Annotated in this window: 21 protein-coding genes and 1 tRNA gene; 14 read left to right on the top strand and 8 right to left on the bottom strand. The window is 74.0% G+C overall.

What is annotated here, in order from left to right; translation table 11 throughout:
• Positions 1 to 8: 8 nt before the first annotated feature.
• Complete coding sequence (locus ABZV78_RS24240; RefSeq protein WP_355642016.1) at positions 9 to 443, bottom strand: PH domain-containing protein; 435 nt, start codon at positions 441 to 443, stop codon at positions 9 to 11.
• A gap of 100 nt (positions 444 to 543) precedes the next feature.
• Here ABZV78_RS24240 and ABZV78_RS24235 point away from each other — a divergent pair, with 100 nt between their 5' ends.
• The 8 genes from ABZV78_RS24235 (at position 544) to ABZV78_RS24200 (ending at position 9,078) form a co-directional block, all read left to right on the top strand.
• Entirely contained in the window at positions 544 to 1,716 is a 1,173-nt protein-coding gene (locus ABZV78_RS24235; RefSeq protein ID WP_355642014.1) for an acetyl-CoA C-acyltransferase, read from the top strand.
• Between the two features lie 42 nt (positions 1,717 to 1,758).
• The gene (locus tag ABZV78_RS24230) at positions 1,759 to 2,736 is read left to right on the top strand and encodes a phosphotransferase (protein ID WP_355642012.1); all 978 of its coding nucleotides are present in this window, start codon (positions 1,759 to 1,761) and stop codon (positions 2,734 to 2,736) included.
• Positions 2,737 to 2,964: 228 nt separating this feature from the next.
• Entirely contained in the window at positions 2,965 to 4,707 is a 1,743-nt protein-coding gene (locus ABZV78_RS24225; RefSeq protein WP_355642010.1) for a hypothetical protein, read from the top strand.
• A gap of 140 nt (positions 4,708 to 4,847) precedes the next feature.
• Positions 4,848 to 5,360 carry a hypothetical protein gene (locus ABZV78_RS24220; RefSeq protein ID WP_355642008.1) on the top strand — a complete coding sequence of 171 codons (513 nt, stop codon included), beginning with the start codon at positions 4,848 to 4,850 and terminating at the stop codon, positions 5,358 to 5,360.
• 69 nt (positions 5,361 to 5,429) lie between these two features.
• On the top strand, positions 5,430 to 6,122 hold the full coding sequence (locus ABZV78_RS24215; RefSeq protein WP_355642006.1) for a response regulator transcription factor: 693 nt from the start codon (positions 5,430 to 5,432) through the stop codon (positions 6,120 to 6,122).
• A complete protein-coding gene (locus tag ABZV78_RS24210) occupies positions 6,115 to 7,560 on the top strand; it encodes a HAMP domain-containing sensor histidine kinase (protein WP_355642004.1) in 1,446 nt (481 codons plus the stop codon). The genes ABZV78_RS24215 and ABZV78_RS24210 overlap by 8 nt, the downstream gene beginning before the upstream one ends.
• A 56-nt stretch (positions 7,561 to 7,616) precedes the next feature.
• The gene (locus ABZV78_RS24205) at positions 7,617 to 8,225 is read left to right on the top strand and encodes a hypothetical protein (RefSeq protein ID WP_355642002.1); all 609 of its coding nucleotides are present in this window, start codon (positions 7,617 to 7,619) and stop codon (positions 8,223 to 8,225) included.
• Between the two features lie 145 nt (positions 8,226 to 8,370).
• A complete protein-coding gene (locus ABZV78_RS24200) occupies positions 8,371 to 9,078 on the top strand; it encodes a glycosyltransferase family 2 protein (RefSeq protein ID WP_091316602.1) in 708 nt (235 codons plus the stop codon).
• Between the two features lie 69 nt (positions 9,079 to 9,147).
• Here the strand turns inward: ABZV78_RS24200 and ABZV78_RS24195 are convergent, their stop codons facing one another.
• Together ABZV78_RS24195 and ABZV78_RS24190 are read right to left on the bottom strand one after the other, a co-directional pair.
• The gene (locus tag ABZV78_RS24195; RefSeq protein ID WP_355642029.1) at positions 9,148 to 10,038 is read right to left on the bottom strand and encodes a transketolase; all 891 of its coding nucleotides are present in this window, start codon (positions 10,036 to 10,038) and stop codon (positions 9,148 to 9,150) included.
• Between the two features lie 8 nt (positions 10,039 to 10,046).
• Positions 10,047 to 10,739: a transketolase gene (locus ABZV78_RS24190; protein WP_355642000.1), complete on the bottom strand. Its 693-nt coding sequence runs from the start codon at positions 10,737 to 10,739 to the stop codon at positions 10,047 to 10,049.
• Positions 10,740 to 10,785: 46 nt separating this feature from the next.
• Between ABZV78_RS24190 and soxR the strand changes: the two genes are divergently transcribed.
• Entirely contained in the window at positions 10,786 to 11,244 is a 459-nt protein-coding gene (soxR, locus tag ABZV78_RS24185; RefSeq protein ID WP_355641998.1) for a redox-sensitive transcriptional activator SoxR, read from the top strand.
• A 4-nt stretch (positions 11,245 to 11,248) separates the two neighbouring features.
• Here soxR and ABZV78_RS24180 read toward each other — a convergent pair whose 3' ends face one another.
• Positions 11,249 to 12,223 (bottom strand): NAD(P)H-quinone oxidoreductase, encoded by a 975-nt coding sequence (locus tag ABZV78_RS24180; protein WP_355641997.1) that lies wholly within the window; start codon positions 12,221 to 12,223, stop codon positions 11,249 to 11,251.
• A 261-nt stretch (positions 12,224 to 12,484) separates the two neighbouring features.
• On the opposite strand from ABZV78_RS24180, the gene ABZV78_RS24175 reads away from it, so the two are divergent.
• Positions 12,485 to 12,573 (top strand) — tRNA-Ser (locus ABZV78_RS24175).
• A gap of 14 nt (positions 12,574 to 12,587) precedes the next feature.
• Here the strand turns inward: ABZV78_RS24175 and ABZV78_RS24170 are convergent.
• Positions 12,588 to 13,346, bottom strand: coding sequence for a class I SAM-dependent methyltransferase (locus tag ABZV78_RS24170; protein ID WP_355641995.1), 759 nt, complete (start codon positions 13,344 to 13,346; stop codon positions 12,588 to 12,590).
• Between the two features lie 199 nt (positions 13,347 to 13,545).
• Between ABZV78_RS24170 and ABZV78_RS24165 the strand changes: the two genes are divergently transcribed.
• Positions 13,546 to 14,079 carry a YbhB/YbcL family Raf kinase inhibitor-like protein gene (locus tag ABZV78_RS24165; protein ID WP_355641993.1) on the top strand — a complete coding sequence of 178 codons (534 nt, stop codon included), beginning with the start codon at positions 13,546 to 13,548 and terminating at the stop codon, positions 14,077 to 14,079.
• A 48-nt stretch (positions 14,080 to 14,127) separates the two neighbouring features.
• Here the strand turns inward: ABZV78_RS24165 and ABZV78_RS24160 are convergent, their stop codons facing one another.
• On the bottom strand, positions 14,128 to 14,838 hold the full coding sequence (locus ABZV78_RS24160) for a class I SAM-dependent methyltransferase (protein ID WP_355641991.1): 711 nt from the start codon (positions 14,836 to 14,838) through the stop codon (positions 14,128 to 14,130).
• Between the two features lie 210 nt (positions 14,839 to 15,048).
• On the opposite strand from ABZV78_RS24160, the gene ABZV78_RS24155 reads away from it, so the two are divergent.
• Complete coding sequence (locus ABZV78_RS24155) at positions 15,049 to 16,860, top strand: hypothetical protein (RefSeq protein ID WP_355641989.1); 1,812 nt, start codon at positions 15,049 to 15,051, stop codon at positions 16,858 to 16,860.
• Positions 16,861 to 16,878: 18 nt separating this feature from the next.
• Here ABZV78_RS24155 and ABZV78_RS24150 read toward each other — a convergent pair whose 3' ends face one another.
• Positions 16,879 to 17,661: a hypothetical protein gene (locus ABZV78_RS24150; protein ID WP_355642028.1), complete on the bottom strand. Its 783-nt coding sequence runs from the start codon at positions 17,659 to 17,661 to the stop codon at positions 16,879 to 16,881.
• Between the two features lie 323 nt (positions 17,662 to 17,984).
• On the opposite strand from ABZV78_RS24150, the gene ABZV78_RS24145 reads away from it, so the two are divergent.
• Complete coding sequence (locus ABZV78_RS24145) at positions 17,985 to 19,514, top strand: peptide deformylase (protein WP_355641987.1); 1,530 nt, start codon at positions 17,985 to 17,987, stop codon at positions 19,512 to 19,514.
• A 114-nt stretch (positions 19,515 to 19,628) separates the two neighbouring features.
• Here the strand turns inward: ABZV78_RS24145 and ABZV78_RS24140 are convergent, their stop codons facing one another.
• Complete coding sequence (locus ABZV78_RS24140; RefSeq protein ID WP_355641985.1) at positions 19,629 to 20,750, bottom strand: globin domain-containing protein; 1,122 nt, start codon at positions 20,748 to 20,750, stop codon at positions 19,629 to 19,631.
• A gap of 143 nt (positions 20,751 to 20,893) precedes the next feature.
• Here ABZV78_RS24140 and ABZV78_RS24135 point away from each other — a divergent pair, with 143 nt between their 5' ends.
• The gene (locus ABZV78_RS24135; RefSeq protein WP_355641983.1) at positions 20,894 to 21,667 is read left to right on the top strand and encodes a CPBP family intramembrane glutamic endopeptidase; all 774 of its coding nucleotides are present in this window, start codon (positions 20,894 to 20,896) and stop codon (positions 21,665 to 21,667) included.
• Positions 21,668 to 21,927: the final 260 nt, after the last annotated feature.

Below are 21,927 nucleotides of genomic sequence, written 5' to 3'. Positions count from 1 at the left end.
GGCGGGCCTCAGCGCGCGGCGCCCCGGACGGCGGTCAGCGCGGCGGCGACCTCCTCGGGCGGCGCGTCCAGGTCGTAGCGGCCGAACAGGTGCAGCGACTCGCCCGCGTCGATCTCCAGCGTCTCGGCGGTGAGCCCGCGCCGGGTACGCCGTTCCACCCGGATCGACTCCACGGCCGCCCAGGGCAGCCGCCGGCGGCCGGCGAAGCCCTGGATCACGGTGATCCCCTCCGGGTCGGCGGCCAGCCGGACCGGCGCGACCAGGTCGCGCAGCGCCCAGCCGAGCAGCGCGGCGGCGGCCAGCCCGGCGAGCACCAGCGGGACCCGGTCCTGGCCGGCGAAGAGCAGGCCCAGCGCGACCAGGAGGAGCGCGCCGATCGCCTTGACCGCCGGCAGCACCGGCGGCACCCGCCACTGCCGGACCGGGGACGACTGTGGAGTCACCGTCCCAGCATGCCAGCCGGGTGGGCCCGGGAACGGGGGGAGGACGACCGACCGGGTCAGCACGTAGGATCGGGGCAAGACAAGTTACCGGGGAGTAGTCATGAGTGACGCGGTCATCGTCGGTGCGGTACGGACCCCGGTCGGGCGGCGCAAGGGCAGCCTTGCCGGCGTGCACCCGGTCGACCTCTCGGCGCACGTGCTGCGCGCCCTCGCCGAGCGGACCGGCATCGACCCCGGCGACGTCGACGACGTGGTCTGGGGCTGTGTGTCGCAGGTCGGCGAGCAGTCGTGGAACGTGGCGCGCAACGCCGTCCTCGCCGCCGGCTGGCCCGAGTCGGTCCCCGGCACCACGCTCGACCGGCAGTGCGGGTCCAGCCAGCAGGCGCTGCACTTCGCCGCCGCCACCGTCCTCTCCGGCCAGGCCGACCTGGTGGTCGCCGGCGGCGTCGAGTCGATGACCCGGGTGCCGATGGGCGCCAGCGTGGCCGGCGGGATGCCGTTCAGCGCCGCGATCCTGGAGCGCTACCGGGGCGTCGAGGGCGTCGCCGCCGACAGCCCGCTCCCGTTCAACCAGGGCGTCGGGGCCGAGCTGATCGCCCAGCGGTGGCGCTTCTCGCGCACCCAGCTCGACGAGTTCGCGCTGGCCAGCCACGAGAAGGCGGCCGCCGCGCAGGACGCCGGGGCGTTCGACCCGGAGCTGGCCCCGGTGGCGCTCGCCGACGGCGGCAAGTTCAGCGCCGACGAGGGCATCCGGCGGGACACCTCGCTGGCCAAGCTCGGCGAGCTGGCCACCCCGTTCAAGGCCGACGGCGTGGTCACCGCCGGCTCCGCGTCGCAGATCTCCGACGGCGCCGCGGCGCTCGCGGTGACCACCAGCGAGTGGGCCAGCCGACACGGCCTGCGCCCGCTGGCCCGGGTGCACACCGCCGTGGTCGCCGCCGACGACCCGGTCACCATGCTCACCGCCCCCATCCCGGCCACCGCGAAGGCGCTGCGCCGCGCGGGGCTGGGCATCGAGGAGATCGGGGTGTACGAGGTGAACGAGGCGTTCGCCCCGGTGCCGCTGGCCTGGCTGGCGGAGACCGAGGCGGACCCGGAGCGGCTGAACCCGCGCGGCGGGGCGATCGCGCTCGGCCACCCGCTCGGCGGGTCCGGCGCCCGGATCATGACCACCATGCTCCAGCACATGCGCGACAACGGGATCCGCTACGGCCTCCAGACCATGTGCGAGGGCGGCGGCATGGCCAACGCCACCATCGTCGAGCTGCTCTGAAATCGCTGGCCGCCGTAGCGGGCTGCGCCTAGCGTGCGGACCGTGACGACACCCGACTGGTCCGATCCGCTGTGGCGGGACGCCGCGCTGGCCTGGGTCGGTGACGCGCTGGGCCGACACGGCCGGCGGGTGACCGGCCCGGTTGAGCCCCGGGTGCGCCCCTGGTCGCTGGTCTGGCGGGTGCCCACCGGGGGCGGCCCGGTCTGGTTCAAGGCCAACAACCCGGGCACCCGCTACGAGGCGGGGCTCCTGGCCGAGCTGGCCCGGCTCGCCCCGGGGACGGTGCTCGACCCGCTCGCCGTGGACGCCGCGCGCGGCTGGTCGCTGCTGCCCGACGGCGGTCCGAGCCTGCGCGACGTGCTGGCCGGGGACCTGACGCAGTGGGAGCGGGTGCTGCCCGCGTACGCGGCGTTGCAGATCGCGGTCGCGCCGGGGGTCGACCGGCTGCTCGCCGCGGGGGTGCCCGATCACCGCGCGGAGCTGATGCCGGACCGCCTCGACCGGCTGCTCTACGACGAGGAGGCGCTGCTCCTCGGCGAGCCGGACGGGCTGACCCCGGAGCTGCACGCGCGGCTGCGGGCGTACCAGCCGGAGTTCGCGGCGACCTGCCGGCGGCTGGCGGAGTTCGGCGTCCCGGCCAGCGTGCAGCACGACGACCTGCACGACGGGAACGTCTTCGTCACCGACGCCGGCTACCGCTTCTTCGACTGGGGGGACGCCTCGGTGGCGCACCCGTTCGGCAGCCTGCTGGTGACGCTCAACTCGGTGGCACACGGCGCCGGGCTGGCGCCGGGCGACCCGGTGCTGGGCCGGCTGCGGGACGCCTACCTGGAGGCGTGGACCGACCGCCACGACCGGGCCGCCCTGCGGGAGGCCGCCGGCCTGGCCATGAGGGTCGCCACGGTGAGCCGGGCGCTGTCCTGGCGGCGCGCCCTGGCCACCCCCGACCCGGCCCGGGCCGAGTACGCCGCCGCCGTCCCCGGCTGGCTCGGCGAGCTCTTCGCTCAGAGCCCGGCCTGACCACAGCCGCAGCGGCGATCGGCGCGGCCGGCCCGGCCCGGTGACGTCCCGGTTGCCCGTCGCTGAACAGTGGAGGGTGCGGCGGATCGGTGCGTAACGCCGGTCAACCGGGCAGCGCCTGAATCGATGGATGCCGGCCGAGGCCGACCCCCTGGACGGGGTGAACTGACGGCCACCGGCACCCGGTCGGCGCCGGTCGCGCCACCGATCCACCGACGAAAGGCAGGCATGCCCGTCATCCGCTTCGTCCGCTCCATCCGTCCCGGCGGCCCGGCGCTGCGCGCCGGCGTCGCCGCCCTCGCACTCTCCGCCGCCGTCACCGCCCTCGCGGCCGGCCCGGTCTCGGCCGCCCCGGCCCGGGCCGACCTGCGGCTCACCGTGACGCCCGACCCGGCGCGCGTCCTGGTCGCCGGTCAGGTCGCCGGCATCGGGGTCGACCTGGTCAACCACGGCCGCGCCGGCGCCGAGGGGATCACCCTCACCTTCCGCCTCCCGCAGGGCGTCGCGCCCGCCGGTGAGGGCGGGATCCCGTCCGACAGCCCGTGGCACTGCGTCCTGTCGACCCCGGTTACCAGCTGCACGCACCCAGCCCTCGCCGCCGGGGCCGCCGCCGCCCCGCTGAAGCTCCAGGTGCGGTTGCCCGCCGGGCAGGACGGCGGCACCGTGACCGTGCCGGTCGGCGTGACCACGACCAGTCGGGAGAGCTCCACAGCCGACAACGCCGGGAAGGCCGCCTTCACCTACGACGCGAGCATCGTGGTGCCCGAGCCGGAGGTGGCGGACCTGGGGCTCACCGTCACCCCCGACCCCGAGCGCGTCCTCGTCGACGGTCAGGTCGCCGGCGTCGGCGTGGGCCTGGTCAACCGGGGCAACACCGTCGCCGACGGGATCAACCTCCACATCCGGCTGCCCGACGGGGTGACCGTCGCCGGTGAGGGCGGCGTGCCCGCGGAAAGCCCGTGGCGGTGTGACATCTCCACCCCGGTGGTCGCCTGCACCCATCCGGCGCTCGCCGCCGGCGAGTCCGCCCCCGCGCTGACCCTGCGGGTGGCGCTGCCGGCCGGCACGGACGGGTCGACCGTCACCGTGCCGGTGGACGTGAGCACCACCAGCCCCGAGCCGAACTCCGGAGACAACATCGGCGACGCGGTCTTCACCTACGACGCGAGCATCGTGGTGCCCGACCCGCACGGCGCCGACCTCCGCTTCACCACGCTCGACGTGCGGCCCTACTGGGTGATCGACGGGGACACGGTCCGCACGACCTGGGAGTTCGAGAACGTCGGCGATCTGGTGGCCGAGGACGTCACCATGCGGATCACCGTCGACCCGCGGCTGCGCCCGGTCCCGGCCGACGGGGTGACCTCGCCCTGGCAGTGCAGCACGCTCGCCGACGGCTGGGACTGCCGGCACGACCCGATGGTGACCGGCGAGCAGGCGGTGATCGCGCTCGACTTCACCGTGGTCGGCGGCGTCGCGGGCGACCTGATCCCGTTCGAGGGCGTGCTCACCACCTCCACCCCGGAGCTGAGCTCCGGCGCCAACGAGATCGGCCACTACGTCGAGTTCGCGGACACCAGCACCGTGCACGGCCAGCTCTGGCAGGACCTGGACGGCGACGGCCGGCGGGACGCCGAGGACGTGGCGGTCGACCCGGTCGCCGCGAAAGCCTCGGTCTGGGTGGTGCCGACCTTCGCCGGGCAGCCGAACGGCACGGCGATCGCCGTGCCGGTGGCGGCCGACGGCAGCTGGACCGTGGAGGTCAAGCCGGACGAGTACCGCGTCGAGGTGCGGGTCGCCGCGGCGGCGTACGACTTCACTGGGCGGGACGCCACAGACGACGCCGTGGACTCCGACGTCTCCCGGTACGCCGTGGAGGGCGACGAGGTGATCGGTCACAGCGTCGACACGTACGTGCCGAACGGCAGCGAGTGGCAGGTCGACGCCGGACTGGTCCGGGTCATTCCCTGACCCTCCGACAGGCCCCGGTCGCCGCCGCAGCGGCCGGGGCCCGTCGTCCGTCGCACATCGAGTGCGATTTGCACGGGTGGAAGTTCCAGAAATCGGGAGTGACCCATATCACCCCCGCTCACCTGCTCGTTGCATCTTGCATGGACGTGTTCTCCCGAACGTTCCTTCCGGCCGCCGCCGAGACCGGCCTGGCGACCCAGACCGTCAGCCGGCACATGCCGGTCTTCCGCCGGTGCGTCGGCTCCGGCGACGCCACCATCCTGGTCACCCGGTGCAGCCGACCGGACCACCCGATCGGCGGCGACTACCTGATGCTGCTCACCCACCGCCGCCTGGTGGTCACCCGGCAGACCCGGGTGCTGCACCGGCTGCGCCTGCACCTCAACACCGAACTGCGCGAGCTGAGCAACGTCACCTGGAGTCCCGACCCCCGGTCGCACAGCCTGGAGCTGGCGGCCACCGCGATCGACGGGATCCGGGAGCGGTTCCTCATCCGGACCCACCACCCGAAGCAGGTGTGGCAGCTCGACGCCCTGCTCAACCACGCCTTCCGGACCCGGTTCCGGACCCCGGCGGAGCGGCTGGTCGCCACCATCGGGGAGCCGCCGGCCGGTGCCCGTCCGGCCGTGTTCCGTCCCGCGCCGGTCCGCTGACCGGCTCCTTACCGAACCCGAACATTCCGCCGGCCTCGCGGGCGGCCCCCGGTCGGTAATCATGGGCCGGTGACCGCCGACGCCGCGCCGCGCGGGCTCGTCCTCGTGGTGGAGGACGAGCCGGCCATCGCCGACCTGGTCCGGCTCTACCTGAGCCGGGACGGGTTCGGCGTACACCTGGAACGGGACGGGGCGGCCGGGCTGGCCGCCGCGCGGCGGCTGCGCCCGGTGGCCTGCGTGCTCGACATCGCACTGCCCGGCCTGGCCGGCACCGAGGTCTGCCGGCGGCTGCGCGAGGCCGGCGACTGGACGCCCGTCATCTTCCTCACCGCCCGGGACGACGAGGTGGACCGGGTCGTCGGCCTGGAACTGGGCGCGGACGACTACGTGACCAAGCCGTTCAGCCCGCGCGAGCTGGTCGCCCGGGTTCGGGCGGTGCTGCGCCGCACCGCGGGCGCGCCCGCCGTGGCCGAGCAGCCCCGGGTGGTCGGCGCGGTCACCCTCGACCCGGTCCGCCGCACGGTCACCGCCGCCGGCGCGTCGGTGCAGCTCACCTCCACCGAGTTCGACCTGCTCGCGCACCTGATGGCGCGGCCCGGCCGGGTCTTCACCCGGGAGGAACTGCTGGCCGGCGTCTGGGGGTACGCGGCACACGCCGGCACCCGGACCGTCGACGTGCACGTGGCGCAGGTGCGGGCGAAGCTCGGTCCGGCCAGCGTGATCCGCACCCACCGCGGCGTCGGGTACGCGGCCGATGCCTGAGCAGCCCACCGTCGCGCTCCCGGTCATCGGGTCCGGACCGCCGGCCCCGCTGCGGCGGCGGTTCGCGCACACCCTGACCGCCCGCGCGGTGCTGGTCACCTGCGCGGTGGCGCTGGTGTCGGTGCTGGTCACCGCGCTCGTCGCGGTCCCCCTGGCGGTGCGCGGCGCGGAGCGGCGCGACCAGGCGGCGCTGGCCGCCCAGGCCCGGCTCGCCGCCGAGGTGCTCCGCGTCCGCGCGGTACGCCAGCGGGACACCGCCGGCGACCGGCTCATCCGCCAACTCCGCCAGCAGCAGATCGAGGTGTACCTGATCCGGGCCGGCCAGGTCGACCGCGCCGGCCTGCCCCCGCAGGTGGTGAACCGGGTGGCCGCCGGGCGGGATGTCTCCGGCCGGCGGCTGGTCGGCGGCGAGCGGGCCCTGGTCGAGGGGCGGTCGCTGCCCGGCGGGGACGGCGTGGTGCTGGCGCAGCCGACCCGGAACGGACCATGGCGGCAGGTGCTGCTCAGCCTCTGGCTGCCGCTGCTCGCCGGGCTCGCCGCCGGGGTGGCCGCCGGCCTGCTGCTGGCCCGCCGGCTGGCCCGGCCGATCCGGACCGCGGCCACCGCCGCCGCCCGGCTGCGCGCCGGAGACCGGGCGGTCCGGGTGCCGATCGAACCGCCCGACGAGGTGGCCGACCTGGCGTACGCGCTGAACGGGCTGGCCGCCGCCCTGGCCACCAGCGAGGGGCGGCAGCGCGAGTTCCTGCTCTCGGTCTCGCACGAGCTGCGCACCCCGCTCACCGCCATCCGGGGCTACGCCGAGGCGCTGGCCGACGGGGTGATCGAGGCCGACGGGGTGCCGACGACCGGCCGGACCGTGCTCGCCGAGGCCGAGCACCTGGACCGGCTGGTCAGCGACCTGCTGGCGCTGGCCCGGCTGGAGGCGGCCGACTTCCCGCTGGAACCCGGGCCGGTCGACCTGACCCGGCTCGCCGCCGACGCGGCGCGCACCTGGTCCGACCGGTGCGCGGCGGTCGGTGTGCCGTTCCGGGTCGAGGCGCCGGACGGGCCCGTGCCCGCGTACACCGATCCGGGGCGGATCCGGCAGGTGGTGGACGGGCTGCTGGAGAACGCGCTGCGGGTCGTACCCCCGGGGGCGCCGATCGTGCTCGCGGTCCGGCCGGCCGGTGCGGACCCGGCGGCGGGCGGCCTCGTCGAGGTCCGGGACGGCGGGCCCGGCTTCACCGACGACGACCTCGCGGTGGCGTTCGAGCGCGGGGCGCTGCACCAGCGGTACCGGGGCGTGCGCAAGGTGGGCAGCGGCCTGGGGCTGGCGCTCGCCGCGGGGCTGGTCCGCCGGCTGGGCGGCGAGATCACGGCCGGGCACGCCCCGGAGGGCGGCGCGGCCTTCACCGTCCGGCTGCCCGGAGATCCTTACCTGACCCGAACATCGGCCTGACGATCCGCTCGTGCGCGCGGGGGAGGCTGAGGGCACCACGGACGAGAGGAACACTGATGGCACGTCAGGGAATCGTCACCGGCGTCACCGCGCTGCTCGCGGCGGCCGCGCTCGGCCTCGCCGGCTGCGGCCCGGCCCAGGTCGCCCAGGACTCGGCGAAGGAGACCGCCGTCGAGGTGGCCGCCGCCATGGGCGCGGACGGCCAGGCGCTGGCCGCGCTCGGCGTCGACGCCGCCGACCTGGACGTCGACCCGGTCGCCGCACCGGCTCCCTCGGCCTCCGGCGCGCCCGGCGAGCAGGCCGGCCCGCGGGACAAGCGGGGCGAGCGGGCGCAGGAGTGGCGCAAGCGGCACCGCGCCCGGGTGCTGCTGCGCAAGAACACGCTGCACGGCGAGGTCGTGGTGCAGACCAAGGACGGCGGGACGAAGACCATCGCCGTGCAGCGCGGCCAGGTGACCGCCATCGACGCGAAGTCGATGACCGTGAAGTCCACCGACGGCTTCACCATGACCTGGACCTTCGACGAGAAGCTCCGGGTGGTCGAGCGGCGCACCACCGTCCAGTCCAGCGACATCAAGGTCGGCACGACCGTCGGCGTGGCCGGCGCCAAGGACGGCGACAACGGGGTGGCCCGGCTGATCGTGGTCCCCGTCAAGCAGCGGTGAGGCGGGTGCGCCGGGGCCGGTGTGACCGCGCCGGCCCCGGCGGGCGCCGGGGGCGTCCGGGCAGGCCGGGGGCGGCCTGTCGTGACCTCGGCGACCAGCCGGGTTAGGCTAGGCCCCGACTTACCGTCGCCACCGTGGAGAACCCGTGAAGCTCTCGATCCTCATGCCGGTCTACAACGAGGAAGAACGCATCGCGGATGCCCTCAAGCAGGCATTGGCGGTGGACTACCCGTGCGAGATCGAACTCGTCGTCGTGGACGACGGCAGTCGGGACGGCACCGGCGAGGTGCTGGGCCGGGTGGACGACGCCCGGCTGCGGGTGATCACCCACCAGCGCAACGCTGGCAAGGGCGCGGCGATCAAGACCGCCGTCGACAACGCCGAGGGTGAGTACATGGTCATCCTCGACGCCGACCTCGAGTACGACCCGCAGGACATCCCGCGGCTGCTCGAGCCCGTGCTCGACGGGCGCGCCACGGTGGTCTACGGCAACCGGACCTTCGGCAGCCACAGCTCCTACAGCTTCTGGTACGTGATGGGCAACAAGGGCGTGACGCTCGCCGCCAACGTGCTCTACAACTCGTACATCGGCGACCTGGAGACCTGCTTCAAGCTGATGCCGCTGGAGCTCTACCGCTCGCTCCAGGTCCGCTCCCGCGGCTTCGGCATGGAGGCCGAGGTCACCGGCAAGCTGCTCCGCCAGCGGATCCGCCCCTACGAGGTCCCGATCAGCTACCGCGCCCGGGGCCGCGAGGAGGGCAAGAAGATCACCTGGAAGGACGGCGTCGAGGCGATCTGGATCCTGGCCCGCGAGCGCGCCCGGCGCCGCCCGGTCGGCCCCGCCGCCCGCTGACGCCCCACGCACGACACGGACCCCGCACCCCGGCGCAGGCCGGGTCGCGGGGTTCCGTCGTCTCGCCGGTCAGGGGGCCGCGGCCGGGGTCAGGAACTCGTCGACCGAGCGGCGCAGGCCGGCCGCGTCCAGGCCGTGCCAGCGGTCGTGGTCCTCGGGCGTGCCGTAGCGACGCAGGTCCGCCCGGCCCACCCCGAGGGTGAGCAGCCGGTGCGGCCGGTCGGACAGCGCCTCGCCCACCACCCGGGCCGAGGTGCCCGCCAGGTACGGCTCGACCAGGATCACCTCGGTGCCGGCGATCGCCCGCAGCCCGGCCGTGTCGAACGGCCGCGGCCGGTGGGTGTAGGCCACCGTGACCGGCCGGTCGTCCATCGCCGCGAGGGCCGCGTCCAACACCGGCCCGACCGCCACCAGCAGCGGCGCGCCCGGCCCGGCGTCCCGCACCACCCGCAGGTCACCCGCCTCGGGGTACGCCCGCGCGTTGGTCCGGGTGGACAGCCGCAGGTACGCCGAGCCCCGCCCGCACACCACGTCGCGCAGCAGCCCGGGCACCTCGTCCGGGTGACCGGGCACGTGCACGGTCCAGTCGCGCAGCGTGTCGATCAGCGCCACGTCGGCCGGCGCGAGGTGGGTCCGCCCCGCCGCCGCCCGGTCGTAGGACGCGCCGACGCTCACCAGCACCGCCCCGACCCCCTGGTGGTCGAGGTCCAGCTTGATCTGCTCGTACGCCCGCTCGACCAGGAACGGCGCGTAGCTGTGCACGATCGGCCGCTGGCCGGTCAGCGCCAGCCCGCCGGCCACGCCCACCATCAACTGCTCCCGGATTCCGACGTTGACCACCCGGCCCGGATAGCGCGCCGCGGCCGGGGCGAACGCGGCGGCCGAGATGTCGGCGAGCACGATCGTGGTGCGGGGATCCGCCAGGACCTCCTCGGCGGTGGTCACGAAGGTTTCGCGCATGGTCATGGTCACTCCCCGTCGGTGACGACCGCGACGACGACGTGCGGCCGGTGGTGGTCGTGCCCGGTCAGGGCGGTGTGCAGGGCCGCGTGGTCCCGGCCGTCGACGGTCGCGGCGGTCCAGCCGTTGACGGTGAACCGGCTCGCCGCGCCGCCTGGCCAGCCGTGGCTCGCCGACCGGTTGTCCAGCACGATCGCGGTCAGGTTGCCGAGCCCGGTGGCGCCCGCGTACGCGATCGCCTCGTGGTTCGAGCCCTCGTCCAGCTCGGCGTCGCCGAGCAGCACGTACACCCGGGGGTCGGTGCGGCCCTGGGCCCGCAGGCCGAGCGCGGTGCCGACGCCCAGGCCGAGGCCGTGGCCGAGCGACCCGGAGCCGATCTCCACCCCGGGCACGAGCAGCCGGTCCGGGTGGTCGCCGAGCCGGCTCTCCGGGCCGCCCTGGTCGTCCAGCCAGGCCACCGGGATGAAGCCCTTGGCGGCGAGCAGCGCGTAGTAGCCGGCGACCGCGTGCCCCTTGGAGAGCACGAAGCGGTCCCGGTCCGGGTCGTCCACGGTCGCCGGGGTGATCCGGAGCACCCGGTCGTAGAGCACCTGGAGCACGTCCAGCGTCGAATACACGTTCGCGCCGAACTCGCGGCCGGCGCGTACCCGGTCGAGCAGCGCTCTGAGCACCGCGGGGTCGGTGGCGGTCGTCGTCGTCATGCGGATAGCCTCGGAGTTGAAGCGCACTTCAACTCAAGGCCCTGTGATGCACGAAGCAACCCTGACCATCGGCCAGCTCGCCGAGCGCAGCGGCGTGGCTCCCTCCGCGCTGCGCTACTACGAGCGGCTCGGGCTGATCCGCGCCGAGCGGACCGGCGGCAACCAGCGTCGCTACGCCCGCACCGAGCTGCGCCGGGTGGCCTTCATCCGGATCTCCCAGCAGGTCGGCGTCTCGCTGGAGGAGATCCGGGAGGCGCTGGACTCGCTGCCGTCGGGGCGGACGCCCACCCCCGACGACTGGGCCGCCCTCTCCCGGGCCTGGCGGGAGCGGCTGGACGAGAGGATCCGGCTGCTCGGCAAGCTCCGCGACGACCTCGACGGCTGCATCGGCTGCGGCTGCCTGTCGTTGCAGCGCTGCACCCTCTACAACCCGGGCGACGTGCTCGCCGCCGAGGGCGCCGGCGCCCGGCTGATGCTCCCCCGCCCCGGGGCGGACAGGGCCTGACCGGTCACCGGACCAGCAGCACCTTGCCCAGGTGGTCGCTGGACTCCACCAGCCGGTGCGCGTCGGCAGCCTCGGCCATCTTGGCCCGCGCGTGCACCACCGGCCGGATCTTCCCCGACTCGACCAGCGGCCACACCTGCTCGCGGACCCCCCGGACGATCTCCGCCTTCTCGACGAGCGGGCGGGAACGCAGCGCCGTCGCGTGCACCGAGGCGCGCTTCGCCAGCAGCATCCCCAGGTCCAGCTCGCCCTTGCGGCCGCCCTGCATGCCGATCACCACGAGCCGGCCGCCGGTGGCCAGCGCCGCCACGTTCCGCGGCAGGTAGGCGGCGCCCATGATGTCCAGGATCACGTCCGCGCCCCGGCCGTCGGTGACTCGGCGGACCTCCTCGACGAAGTCCTGCTCCCCGTAGTCGACGGTGTGCGCGGCACCCAGCTCGCGGAGCCGCTCGTGCTTCGCCGCGCGGGCGGTCACCACCACCGTCGCGCCGAGCGCCACCCCGAGCTGGATGGCGAACGTGCCGATCCCGCTGCCGCCGCCGTGCACCAGCAGCGTCTCGCCCTCGGCCAGCCGGGCCAGCTGCACCACGTTCGACCAGACCGTGCAGGCCACCTCGGGCAGCGCCGCCGCGTCGACCGGGTCCACGCCGGCCGGCACGGGCAGCAGCTGGCCGGCCGGCACGGCGACCCGCTCGGCGTAGCCGCCGCCGGCCAGCAGCGCGCAGACCTCGTCGCCGACCGCCCAGCCGGTGACCTCCGGACCGAGCGCGGCCACCACTCCGGAACACTCCAACCCCGGGTACGCGGGCGCGCCCGGTGGCGGCGGGTACTGCCCCTGCCGTTGCAGCAGGTCGGCCCGGTTCACCGCGCTGGCCAGCACCTCGACCACCACCTCGCCCGGGCCGGGCTCCGGGTCGGGCACCGCCGCCCAGACGAGAGCCTCGGGTCCACCGGGTTTCGGGATCGTGATCGCGTGCATAGCCCAGTCTTACCCGATCCGGCCGGCCGTCCACGCCCGGGCCAGGATCTCGTCCACCGTCTCGGGGGTCTGCGCCGAGGAGTCCAGCCGGAGCCCCGACCACAGTGGACCCACCCGCCGCCATGTTTCGACTGATCAGCGCCACCGCCGGGGGCTCCCGCACGGGAGCACCCCGGAGGCAGGGGTGGGACGGCGGCTTGCCCGTCCCACCCTCCGTGGCAGACTAGGCACGGCCGCGTACCCCCGTGGGGGACGTGGCAGGGAGGGTTCGCCTAGTGGCCGATGGCGCTGGTCTTGAAAACCGGTAAGGGCAGCGATGTCCTTCGTGGGTTCGAATCCCACACCCTCCGCCGTTGACGACGCGTCAGCTCAGTTCGAGCGTGAGCAGCGGCTCGGCGAACACCGGCGCCGGTGCGCCGGGGTTCGCGGCAACGGCCTGCTCCAGCCGGCGGAAGCCGGCCTCCAGTTCGTCGGGACCGAGCTGCCCGAAGAACGAGAGGGTACGCAGGCGCAGCCGTTCGAGCATGTCGCCGTAGGTGCCCGGGGAGGGCTCGGTGACCGTGCCGAAGCTGGCGACCCGCCAGCCGACCGCCGTGAACATGGCGATGACCTCGTGCAGCGGCTGAAACAGCGCGGCGTCCGTCTCGTAGCCGCGGGGGAAGTGCGCCAGCCACCACGGCCGGGGATGGTGGTCGCTGAAATTCGCGCGCAGCAGCAGCCGCCCGCCGGGCCTGACCACCCTGGCCAGCTCCCGGGCTGCCCGGGGCTTGTCCTTGACGTGGTGCCAGGACAGGAACAGGAGAGCGTAGTCGGCGCTGCCGGACGGCACCGGCAGGTCCTCGGCGCTGCCGGCCAGATACCGCACATCCGGATGCTGGGCCCGCGCCTGCGCGACCTCGCGCATGCGGACCGACGGCTCGACGCCGGTGACCGGCCCGAACGCTCCTGCCAGCGCGGGGGTGAACCGGCCGGTCCCGGAGCCGACGTCCAGCCCCGACAGGGGACGCCGCTCGGGCAGCACCGCCGCGAAGGCGTCGATCCATACCTGCAGTTGCTGCTGGCTGAGCGCGCGGCCGCGCGCGTAGTTCTGGTGCTGCTCCGTGTCGTAGTCGATCGACCTCATCGCACCTCCCGGGTTGTCGGGCGACCGGGCGGGTCGTCCGATATATCAAGCCGATACATCGGGACGATATTCGTCGTGCCTCCGCGCCACAAGGGCAGGTCGGTCAGTCCGGACACCGGGCGCTTCCGGTTCGATCCGGGCCGCGGAAGGGGTATGAAGGGGCGCAGGACATTCGCGCGCACCCGGAAGGACCGTTTCGATGAGCCTGGAACGACCGATCGCCCCGGACCCGTACGAGCTGCTGCCGACCGTGCCGTCGTTCAATCTGACCAGTGACGACGTGCACAACGGCGAGCCGATGGACGCCCGGTACGCGCACGGAAGCACCGGCGGCGAGAACGTCTCCCCGCACCTGGCCTGGTCGGGCTTCCCGGACGGGACCAAGAGCTTCGTGGTCACCTGTTTCGACCCCGACGCGCCGACCGGCAGCGGCTTCTGGCACTGGGTGCTGGTGGACGTGCCCGCCTCGGTCACCGAGCTGCCCACCGGGGTCAAGGAGAGCGACCTCGGCGGCGCGTTCAGCATCCGCAGCGACTACGGCGACACCGGTTACGGCGGCGCCGCCCCGCCGCCCGGCGACCGGCCGCACCGGTACGTCTTCGCGGTGCACGCCGTGGACGTGGAGCGGCTCGACGTGGGCAAGGGGGCCAGCCCCGCGTACGTCGGCTTCAACCTGGCCTTCCACACCCTGGCCCGGGCGGTGATCCGCCCGACGTACCAGGTCAAGGAGTGAGCCGGCACGAGGAAGGCCCCGGGATCCCGGGGGCCTTCCTCGTGCGGGTCAGGCGGGGACGCGGGCGACCGCGAAGACGGACTGCCCGAACGGCGGCCGCACCCGCTGCTCGGCGGCCTTGGTGGCCGGGAGGACCAGGGTGTCGTAGACCTTCACCATGGGCCCCTCCTTCGGCATCAGCCGGAAGACCTTGGTGGCCATGAAGTAGCCGATCAGGCCGAGCGCGTTCGCGTAGTGGATCTTCTCGACGGTGAGGCCCGCCTCGGTCATCGCCGCGGCCAGGGTCTTCTTCGTGTAACGCCGGACGTGGCCGGTGGCGATGTCGGCCGGGCTCATGGCGAACTGGAACGCGGGCACGATGATGATCACCGCGCCGCCGGGGCGGACCAGGTCGCGCATGCTGCTCAGCGCGCCGACGTGGTCGTCGATGTGCTCCAGCACGTTGTACGACACGGCCGCGCTGTAGTCGCCGCGCTCGGAGTGCGGCAGCAGCATCTGCCGGACCTCGATGCTCGGGTGCTCGGCCAGCCGCTCCTTGAGCCGGACCAGCCGGTCCGGGTCTGCCTCGGTGGCGGTGATCCGGGGCAGGTGCTCGGACCACTCCAGGGCGTAGTCACCCAGGCCGCTGCCGATCTCGATGGGGTTGTCACCGAGGTAGGGCACGGCGAGCTCGACGAACCACCGGCGGTGGTTCACCGCCGTGGCAAGACCTTCGAGCACCTCCGACTGGACGCGCTGATCCCCAGTGATATCTGCCATGCGTCGATTCCTCACGATATGACTGACCCGCGCCTGGACCGACAGAGTCAACCATCCGGATGGACGGCGGGGGAATCGGGGCACCGGGGGTGGCCGAATTGCGGTCGGGGGTGGGCACGTGATCGGCGGTCGGCGAACCCGGCACATAGTACGCCAGTACCCCGAAACATGTCACGTCCCTGCCATACCCTGACTACGCTCTGAATTGTCATGACTACTCCTGAATCGGACGCCGCCTCGGGTGGTGCCGCCGAGGACGGGCCCGACGAGGGCGGACGACCGGGGCAGGGCAGGTGGGTCGACGTCGTCGCCGTGCTCAGCTTCGTGCTGCTCGCCTTCTGGGTGACCGCCCGGATCTGGCTCGACCCGGAAAACGGCGTGCGGGACAACCGCACCGATCAGGCACAGTTCGAGTGGATGATGGCGCACGGTGCGCGGGTCGTGACCGATTTTGCCTACCCGTTCACCTCGGACCGGATGAATGTGCCGGACGGCGTCAATCTGATGGCGAATACGTCCGTATTATCCATTTCGCTGCCAATGACGCCCGTCACCGTCCTGTTCGGGCCGCGCTGGTCATTTCTTCTCTTTCTCACCCTCGGAATGGCCGCCACCGGCGTGGCCTGGTATTTCGTCCTCTCCCGGGCGCTGAACTTGGCCCGGGGGCCGGCCTGGCTGGGGGCCGGATTCTGCGCGTTCGCGCCGGCCATGGTCTCCCACGCCAACGCCCACCCCAACATCGTCAGCCAGTTCGTGGTGCCGCTGCTCATCTGGCGGACGCTGCGCCTGGCCCAGCCGGGACGCTGGCTGCGCAACGGCGTGCTGCTCGGGTTGCTGATCGTCTGGCAGGCCTTCCTCAACCTGGAGATCCTGCTGATGACCGCGATCGGCCTGGGCGTGGTGGTGCTGGCGCTCGCCCTCGGCCGGCCCGAACTGCGTCCGGCGGCCCGGCCCTTCGCCGCCGGGCTCGCGGTGGCCGCCGGGTTCTCCGGGGTGCTGCTGGCGTACCCGCTCTCCGTGCAGTTCTTCGGACCCGGCGCCTACCAGGGGCTCTCCACGCTGATCCGGGGCTACCGCACCGACCTCGCCTCCTACGTCGCCTGGTCCCGGGAGTCGCTCGCCGGTGACGCGCGGGGCAGCGTCTGGCTGGCCAAGAACGCCACCGAGGAGAACGCCTTCTTCGGGTGGCCCCTCGCCGTGCTGGTGATCGCGCTGATCTGGTGGCTGCGCCACAGCGTCGTGGTGCTCGGCCTGGCCGCCGTCGGCGCGGTCTTCGTGCTGTTCTCGCTCGGCCGGGAGATTCGCTTCGACGGGCGGGACACCGGCATCCCCGGCCCCTGGGCCGCGCTGGAGCACCTGCCGATCCTGCACTCGGTGGTGCCCACCCGGTGGTCGCTGGCGCTCACCCCGATCGTCGGCATCCTGCTCGCGCTCGGCGCCGAGCACGTCCGGCGACTGGCCCGGCGGCACCCGGCCGCCGGCGGGCAGATCCGGTTCGCCACCGCCGTCGTGCTCACCATGGCGCTGCTGCCGCTCCTGCCCACCCCGCTGCCCTCGGTGCGCCTCGACCCGACCCCGACCTTCGTCACCTCCGGCGCCTGGCGGCCCTACGTGGCCGGCGGGCACAGCATCGTCACGCTCCCGCTGCCCGACACCAACTACGCCGTCCCGCTGCGCTGGTCGGCCGAGACCCGACTGGACATGCCGCTGGCCCGGGGCTACTTCCTCTATCCGGACACCAGGCCCGGCGCCGGCCGGGTCGCCCTCTTCACCGCCCCGCCCCGCCCCACCAGCACCTTCTTCACCACCATCCGGCAGACCGACGCCGTGCCGCCGATCACCCCGCAGGACCGGGTGGCCGCCGTGGACGACCTGCGGTACTGGCGGGCGGGGGCGGTGGTCCTCGACCCCCGGCTGCGGCAGGCCGGCTCGCTGTACCGGGGGATGACCGAGTTGACCGGGATCACGCCGACCTTCACCGGCGGGGTCTGGCTCTGGGACGTGCGTCCCCTCGTCGACTGAACGGGCCTGCGGGCCGGGTCAGGCCTGGCGGACGCAGCAGCCCTGGCAGATCTTCGGCCGGGGCAGGGTGAAGGCCAGGCAGCAGGTGCGCCGCTGCACGGTCGGCTCGCCGGCCGGGCCCGGCACCAGCTCGACCAGGTCGCTCAGGTCGAGCGCGTCGAGCAGTGTGCCGATGGTCGCGGTCGAGGAGCCGGGGAGCGCGTCCGAGGCGCGCAGGATGCCGTGCGCGATGCCGGAGGCGACCGAGCCGAGCAGCGTACGGGTGCCGATCCGGACCTCGCCCTGGATGGCCGCGATCAGCGGGGCGAAGTGGGCGTCGAGCAGCGAGGCGCGCAGCGCGTCGAGCAGCGCGGCCTCGTCGGCCACCACCCGGACGCCCGGCGCGCCGGCCAGCGCCAGCGGGTCGCCGGGGAGCACCGCGACCGCGGTCGAGCTGCGCAGGCCCAGGGTGAGCAGCTGGTGGTGGTCCTCGAAGTGGATCAGCACGTCGGCCGGGTCGAGCAACGGCACCCGCCGGGCCGAGGCCCAGCCGAGCACCGCCGGCAACGCCGTCCAGTAGCTGTAGGACTTCCAGGCCAGCGCGGCGCAGGCGTGCGGGGTGCCGCCCCAGCGCCGGCCCGCTGCCCGCAGGAACTCGGGGAGCAGGGTGCCGTCGACCAGCCGGGCGGCCGGAGCCCAGTGCGGCGCGCCGTCGGTGACCAGCAGGCCGCGCGCCAGCCCGGGCAGGTCGTCGGTGCCGAACATGGCGCGCAGGGTCGCGGTCACCGGGGCGAACGGGGAGGTGACGTCCCGCCCCGGCATCACCGCAGTCACCTTGGTCGTCCCCTGTCTGGTTGCCGCACCGGCCGCCGTCTGCCGCCGGCCCGGACTAAGGCTAGCCTAACCACAGCTTCCGCCGGAGGGAAAGTGGTCCCGTGGGTTCCGGGGAGAGGTCCGGGTCACTCCGTCGCCCGTCGCGTACTACCCGGCGAGCTGGGCGGAAAACGCCGCCCGGCGGGGCGGCAGGCCGCGCAAGCATCGACGGACACCGCTGGAATGTCAAGGTGAGTGTCGAATACGAGGCAGTTTCCGTACACGTTCGGCCACTGAACGTGAAAATGGTCTTCCCGCGTACGAGGAAGCCGATGACGACCTCACCGATCGAGCGTGCCGCCGACTCGTTCGCGGCCGAACTCGCCCGGCACCGCACCGGCCGAGGGCTGTCCAAGAAGCAGTTGGCGACGCTGATGGGGTTCGACCCGTCGTACGTCAGCCACGTCGAGGGTCGGCGGCACCGGCCCACCGAGGACTTCGCCCGCCGCGCCGAGGCCGTGCTGGAGGCCAGCGGCGCGATCTGGCAGCGCTTCCGGGAGTACGACGAACTGCGGCACGGCCGTTCCGGCGGCGCGCACCGGGACCCGCCCGTGCCCGGCCAGTGGCTGCCGCCCGGCACCGGGCTGGTGGTCGAGCGCGAGACAGCCACCCTCACTCACGCCGACGACGGCTACGTCTGCGCCATCCGGCGTGAGCTGTACAACGCCGGCACCGAACCGGTCACCCGCTACCTGGTCCGGGTCGCCGTCGACCGCTACCCCAACGACCCCGGCCGCTCCAACCGGCACCACCGGGAGCACCCGCTCACCTTCGCCGAGCTGCACCTGACGGCCTACCGGGACGACGGCGGCACGCGGGAGCCGATGCACTGGCGGGCCAAGCACGACCGGGACGCGTTCAAGGAGATCTGGCTGCTCTTCGAGAACGACGAGGGGCGCTTCCCGCTCTACCCGGGCGACCGGGCCACCATCGAGTACGCGTACCGGGTCGGGCGGGACAAGTGGGGCCCCTGGTTCCAGCGCGCCGTACGCCTGCCCACCCGGCACCTGGCCGTCCGCCTCGACCTCCCCGCCGACCTCGACCCGAAGGTGTGGGGCGCCGAGACGTCCCTTTCCGCCGAGGAGGGTCCGCTGCGTACCCCGATCCAGCGCAGCGGCGACGGCGGCCGGGCGATCTTCGACTGGGCGACCGACGACCCGCCGCTGAACGCCCGCTACCGGATGCAGTGGCGGTTCCGCAGCCAGCCCCCCGACGCCGAGCCCGAGGGCCCGGCCCCCGGCACCCGGGTGCGGGCCAGCGACCGGATGCGTGCGGTCGGCATCGTGCAGCGCGGCGACGACCTGCTCCGGCAGCCCGCCCGTCAGTTCGACCTGCCGCGCGAGGAACAGCTCGCCCGCGACGTTGTCGACCGCCTCTCCGGCGTGCTGGTCCGCCTCGACGAGCTGCACCCGTTCAGCAAGGGCGTCGGCATCGCCGCCCCGCAGCTCGGGCTCGGCTGGGCCGCCGCCCTGGTCCGCCCCGCCGACCGCGCCGCCGAACCGATCGTGCTGCTCAACCCCCGGGTGGTGGACAGCTCCCCCGACACCGACGAGCAGTACGAGGGCTGCCTCTCCTTCTTCGACCACCGCGGCCTGGTGCCCCGGCCGCTGTGGATCGACGTCGAGCACGCCCAGTGGGACGGCAGCCGGGTCATCACGTCCTTCGAGTACGCGATGGCGCGGCTGGTCGCCCACGAGATCGACCACCTGGAGGGTCGCCTCTACGCCGACCGGATGGCCCCCGGCGTGCCACTGGTGCCGGTCGAGGAGTACCGGGAGACCGGCACCCCCTGGCGCTACTGACCCGCTCCGGTACGCGGGCCGGTTGCCGGCCCGACCCGCGTACCGGTGGACGGGGGGCCGGGTCGCGTGCCCGACGGGGCAGGGGCACGCGACCCGGCCCGGGGGGAGAAAGGCCTAGATGTTGCCGAAGGTGTCGTAGCGGATGTTGCCCGGCGGCACGTCGTCGGCGGCCAACGCGCGCAGGGTCGCCCGGACCATCCCCGCCGAGCCGGAGACGTAGCAGTCGTGCGTGGTCCACGGGCCGTACCGGGTGACCACCTCGGAGATGTCGCCGAGTTCGCCGTCGAAGCCGGGGTCGTCGCTGCACGCCGGGGTCACCGACAGCCACGGGTGGGCGGCCACCAGCTTCTCCAGGGCGGGCAGCCCGTACAGCTCCGCCGGCCGGCGGGCGCCGTAGAAGACATGCACCCAGCGGGTCCGGTTGACCCGGGTCAGCTCCTCCACCAGCGCCTTGATCGGGGCCAGCCCCACCCCGCCCGCCACGCAGAGGATGTCCCGCGTGGAGGCGCGGTCCAGGGTCATCGAGCCCATGGGCGCGGCCACCCGCAGCAGGTCGCCCGGCCTGGTCCGGCGGACCAACGCCCCGGACACCCAGCCCGCCGCGCCGGCCGGCGTCCGCACGTGGAACTCCAGCACGTTCTCCTCGTTCGGGGCGTTCGCCACCGAGTACGTCCGCCACACCCGCGGGTGGTGGCGGGGCGCCTCCACGCTCACGTACTGCCCGGCCTGCCAGGTCATCGGAGCCTGGAGGGCGCGCACGGTCAGCACCGCGGTGTCCGGGCCGTGCCGCTCGTGGGTGAGCACCTCGGCGTGCCAGAACGGCGGGTTGTCGTCGGCCGCCGCGCCGGCCAGCATCCGCTCGCTGATGCTGGCGTACGCCTCCCGCCACGCCTGGTCGTACTCCAGGTTCCAGCCGTCCCCGGCCGTGCTGCGCAGCGCGTCCAGCAGGGCGACGCCCATGGTCTCGTAGTGGCTCGCCTCGACGTGGAACTTCCGGTGGTCCCGGCCCAGCGCGCGCAGGTACTCGTCGAAGCTCTCCGGGTCGTCCATCGTCTGGGTGGCGGTGACGATCGCCTCCAGGATCCGGTCGCCCTGCCCGTTCATCTGCACCGGGAAGAGCATGCGCAGCGCCGGGTCGAGGAGGAAGAGCCGGGCGTAGAAGTGACCGCTGAGCCGCTCCCGGTGCTCCTCGACCAGGGTCCAGCTCTCCTTCAGCAGTCGCGCGAAGTTCTCCACGAGGGCACGCTCCTTCTCCTGACGGGCGGATCGGCCCCCATAGAATCTCCACAGAGCGTGCCGGCCGGTCGCACACGATGTGCGACCGGCTCACCTGCCCGCCGGACGTGCCGACCGGCCCCGGAGTGCGGCACAGTGGTCCGGTGACGGTTGACGAGCTCACCCGCCCGGTCTCCCGCCGGACCCTGGGCACCGAGACGCTGCTCGTGCTCGGCCTCTCCCTCGGCCAGTCGGCCGTGTACGCCCTCGTCTCGCTGGTCGCCAAGCTGACCGCCACGGGCGGGCTGTCGAAGCAGACCGCCTCGCTGAACACCTCCGTGACGGCCCGGCCGTACCTCGACCTGACGTACCAGCTGCTCGGGATCCTCTTCGCGCTGCTGCCGGTGCTGCTCGCCGTACACCTGCTGGCGCGCGACCCCGGCGACCCGGCGCGGGCGCTCGGCGCCGACCTCAGCCGGCCCGGGCAGGACCTGGCCCGGGGCGCGGGCCTGGCGGCGCTGATCGGCCTGCCCGGACTGGCCCTGTTCTGGGTGGCGGCCCAACTCGGGATTAACGCCACCCTGGTCCCGGCCGCCCTGCCGCACCTCTGGTGGGCGGTGCCGGTGCTGATCCTGGCCGCCGTGCAGAACGCCGTGCTGGAGGAGGTGATCGTGGTCGGCTACCTGGTCACCCGGCTGCGGCAGCTCCAGTGGCGGCTCGGCGCGGTGCTCGCGGCGAGCGCCCTGCTCCGCGGCTCCTACCACCTCTACCAGGGCTTCGGCGCGTTCCTCGGCAACGCGGTGATGGGCGTGATCTTCGGCCTGTTCTACCTGCGCACCCGACGGGTGGGACCGTTGATCGTGGCGCACACCCTGCTCGACGTGGTCGCCTTCGTCGGCTACGCCCTCCTGCCGAAGTCCTGGTTCGGCTGGCTCTGACCCCGTCGCCGGCTCGGCGAGAAGGCGGTGTCGCGGTTCGCTGGCCGGATCAACGGCGCGGCGGGCGGTAGAGGCTGATCGCGCGGGCGGCCAGGCGCTCGGCGGCGGTCGTGTCGCCGGCCGCCGCGGCCAGCGCCGCCGCGCCGGGAAGCAGCCGCGCCGCCTCAGACCACGAAGAGGCCGATGTCACCGGCGTCCAGGCCGGCGGCGGTCAACGCCCGGCCGACCGCCTCCTTGCCCAGCGGCAACGCCTCGACCTG

Source organism: Micromonospora sp. NPDC004540 (assembly GCF_040610095.1).
GTDB lineage: Bacteria > Actinomycetota > Actinomycetes > Mycobacteriales > Micromonosporaceae > Micromonospora.
This window is presented reverse-complemented; position numbering and strand designations above follow the sequence as displayed.

Coding starts and splice junctions, on each gene's coding strand:
- ABZV78_RS24235 (WP_355642014.1), top strand. CDS start 544: ATGAGTGACGCGGTCATCGTCGGTGCGGTACGGACCCCGGTCGGGCGG.
- ABZV78_RS24225 (WP_355642010.1), top strand. CDS start 2,965: ATGCCCGTCATCCGCTTCGTCCGCTCCATCCGTCCCGGCGGCCCGGCG.
- ABZV78_RS24220 (WP_355642008.1), top strand. CDS start 4,848: ATGGACGTGTTCTCCCGAACGTTCCTTCCGGCCGCCGCCGAGACCGGC.
- ABZV78_RS24210 (WP_355642004.1), top strand. CDS start 6,115: ATGCCTGAGCAGCCCACCGTCGCGCTCCCGGTCATCGGGTCCGGACCG.
- ABZV78_RS24205 (WP_355642002.1), top strand. CDS start 7,617: ATGGCACGTCAGGGAATCGTCACCGGCGTCACCGCGCTGCTCGCGGCG.
- ABZV78_RS24195 (WP_355642029.1), bottom strand. CDS start 10,038: ATGCGCGAAACCTTCGTGACCACCGCCGAGGAGGTCCTGGCGGATCCC.
- ABZV78_RS24190 (WP_355642000.1), bottom strand. CDS start 10,739: ATGACGACGACGACCGCCACCGACCCCGCGGTGCTCAGAGCGCTGCTC.
- soxR (WP_355641998.1), top strand. CDS start 10,786: ATGCACGAAGCAACCCTGACCATCGGCCAGCTCGCCGAGCGCAGCGGC.
- ABZV78_RS24180 (WP_355641997.1), bottom strand. CDS start 12,223: ATGCACGCGATCACGATCCCGAAACCCGGTGGACCCGAGGCTCTCGTC.
- ABZV78_RS24170 (WP_355641995.1), bottom strand. CDS start 13,346: ATGAGGTCGATCGACTACGACACGGAGCAGCACCAGAACTACGCGCGC.
- ABZV78_RS24165 (WP_355641993.1), top strand. CDS start 13,546: ATGAGCCTGGAACGACCGATCGCCCCGGACCCGTACGAGCTGCTGCCG.
- ABZV78_RS24160 (WP_355641991.1), bottom strand. CDS start 14,838: ATGGCAGATATCACTGGGGATCAGCGCGTCCAGTCGGAGGTGCTCGAA.
- ABZV78_RS24155 (WP_355641989.1), top strand. CDS start 15,049: ATGACTACTCCTGAATCGGACGCCGCCTCGGGTGGTGCCGCCGAGGAC.
- ABZV78_RS24150 (WP_355642028.1), bottom strand. CDS start 17,661: ATGCCGGGGCGGGACGTCACCTCCCCGTTCGCCCCGGTGACCGCGACC.
- ABZV78_RS24145 (WP_355641987.1), top strand. CDS start 17,985: ATGACGACCTCACCGATCGAGCGTGCCGCCGACTCGTTCGCGGCCGAA.